The organism is Phycisphaerae bacterium, from assembly GCA_024102815.1.
Classification (GTDB): domain Bacteria; phylum Planctomycetota; class Phycisphaerae; order UBA1845; family UBA1845; genus JAGFJJ01.
In genome coordinates this window covers 1-2,545 of sequence record JAGFJJ010000023.1, presented here as the reverse complement: position 1 = coordinate 2,545, position 2,545 = coordinate 1, and the positions used below count along the sequence as shown (strand labels likewise).

The following is a 2,545-nucleotide window of genomic DNA, read 5'->3' as shown; positions in this document are numbered from 1 at the left end:
CCCGCAGTCGGAAAGGCCCCTGGCACATGGCCAAGTCCATCGCCACGGGTGTCGGTCTGACCAACGCCTGGCTACAAGCACAAGGACTACTCAGCCTGAAGACCCTCTGGGCGCAACTTGCTCCCCTGCGTCGAACCGCCTGGTGCGGACCCGCATGCCAGGTGGTGTGGGGGCCGGGCGGGGAAACCCGCCCGGCTACCCGATTCGGCCCTTTCCGTTTCAGGCTCAACTGCCTCGAACGAAGGTATGGTCTTTCTCGTCTGTATCCCAGCCGACATGTGTAAGGGTAACATTCGCGATCTCGCCGCGGTCGGATGCTGCGAATGTCACCAGCCAGTCGAACGTCAACCGTGTGGGGGCTCGGGCGTAAAACGAGTCGTTTTGCCAGTGGGACAACTCCGCCGTGAAACCGGCGAACGTCACTGCCAGTCGCCCGCGATCGTGCCGCACGACCAACGGTCCGTAGAGTCTGGAATCGTACGAGCCGGCGTATTTCTCTAGGGGTAGTGAGGGCTGCGTATCGGCAACGCGTTCCTTTTCCAACCGGGCTTTGGCTTCGTCTCGGGGACGGTAAGCGGCGCCTGGAGGTTCATTGCGGAGCCAGGTGGTTTCCCATTTGGCTTGATTCCATGCCATCTCTGGCCCGATCAGGTACGCATCGAACACGTCGTACATCAACAGCGCGCTAAGGTATTCCAGATCGAGGTTCGACAGAACGACGACGCCCAGCCCTTCTTCGGGCATCATCCCCACCATCGCGCCCCAGGAGCCCCCCTTTGAGACAACCCTGCGACCGCGATAATCACGCACGTCCCAGCCGAGCCCGCTGCCCAGGAATTGGGCGGCGTAGACGTTGTTTTTCGGCGGTGATTTGATGGGGATAGAAAACTGCAACGCGTGCATTTCGCGGACAGTTTCCGCCTTGAGGAGTTGCTGACCTTCGAATCTTCCCTCGGATAATTCCATCCTGAGCCATTGCGCCATGTCGCGAACGGTGGAGTACATATCGTGATCGACGGGACGCGCGACAATCCCCTGATCGCTTCGCCAATGCCTCAGTGCAACGATTTCGGAGTCGTCGGCCGCCACCGTTGTTGTGGTCGAGTTCATTTTCAGCGGCCGAAAGATGCGTTCGACGACGAATTCTTCCCACGGCTTGCCCGAAACGCGATTCACGACCTCGCCTAGCACTGTGTACATGTGATTGTTGTAAATGTGCTGCGTGCGCAATGCGGCGATTGGCTCCAGGTATTTGAGTCGGCGCAAGATCTCCGCCGCGTCAAAACCCGCTGCGTATGCGAGCAGGTCAGCCCGCCGTACGCCGGTGCGATGACACAACAGGTCGCGCAGTGTGACGTGCTCCGTCAGGTAGGGTTCCGCCAGCTCGAATTCCGGCAGATGCTTCTTGACCCGATCATCCCAGCGCACCTTTCCTTCCTCGACAAGCATGGCAATGGCCGTGGCCAGCAGTGGCTTGGCAACCGAAGCGAGGGCGAACGGCGTATCGGCGCTGACTGGGCACTCCGTCCCCGTCGCGCGAACCCCGTAGCCGCGCGCGAGAACGATCTCGCCATCTTTAACGACCGCGATCGCCAGTCCGGGAACCTGCCACTTTCCCAACGCCTCGCGAACATACGGGTCGATTCCGGCAAACAGGTCACGACCAGGGGCAGCTCGTGCAGCGGCAATTGGCAAGCACAGCGCGCCGAACAAGAGGAAGTGCCCGACGAGCTTCGAGATCTTCACGATGCAATCCTTGTGTCGCCGAACGAATTGCGATCTATCCGGCGACAGGATGCGGACGGATAGGTCGGCGTCGAACTATGTCGCCCGCCGAGCGGCCCCGCGCCACGGACTATGCGAATTCTATCCGCCGGGGACCGGTGGTCGCAAGGGATTTCGGGGCCGGTACCAGATGGGAGCGACCGGCGAATTCAGGACGTCGCGCCAACTCCGCCGAGTTTCCATTAGCACCAGTTGCAATCTGCCGCCGCAGGATGGACAGTGGCACTGGTCCTCCAAAGTGCCGGTAGCCTTTGGGAAGTCGGCCACGTCGGCCGCGCCCAGCAACCGCGCGCACCGATCCTGATAGATCGCCCGCCGATTCCCCAACGCCAACGACGACAGTTCCGCCGGCAGCGTAAACACAACCTGAAAGTAATGCACTCCCTCCAGCAGTAGCCGAGCGTGGCCGTCCACCCACTCCGCTCGCCGGGCGCCGCTGCAGGGTGGACAGTGCCGGTCGCCGCACGTGCAGATAGACCATCGTCGTGCTGACGCTGGCGTGACCCAGCAAGCGGCTGATCGTCGGCAGGTCCACTCCCGCCTCCAGGAGACCCGTGGCGTACGAGTGGCGCAGGACGTGAGGCGTGAACGGCACCAGACGCTGCTTGCATCCCTTGCCCCCGGCGATGTTCAGTTGCATCCGCTGGCTGTCGATGTCCCGAATCCGCAGTTCGGCGGCTTCGGAGAAGCGCAGGCCGGCCGCGTAGAGCGTCATCAGGAAGGTACGTTGCTTGAGGTTCGGCGTGCATTGCAGGAGCGC

General features: G+C 62.0%; 2 protein-coding genes. Both read right to left on the bottom strand.

What is annotated here, in order from left to right; genetic code table 11:
- Nucleotides 1-225: 225 nt before the first annotated feature.
- Nucleotides 226-1,746, bottom strand: coding sequence for a serine hydrolase (locus J5J06_06765; GenBank protein MCO6436771.1), 1,521 nt, complete (start codon nt 1,744-1,746; stop codon nt 226-228).
- A 109-nt stretch (nt 1,747-1,855) separates the two neighbouring features.
- A partial coding sequence (locus J5J06_06760; GenBank protein MCO6436770.1) for a tyrosine-type recombinase/integrase occupies nt 1,856-2,545 on the bottom strand: 690 nt, incomplete at its 5' end.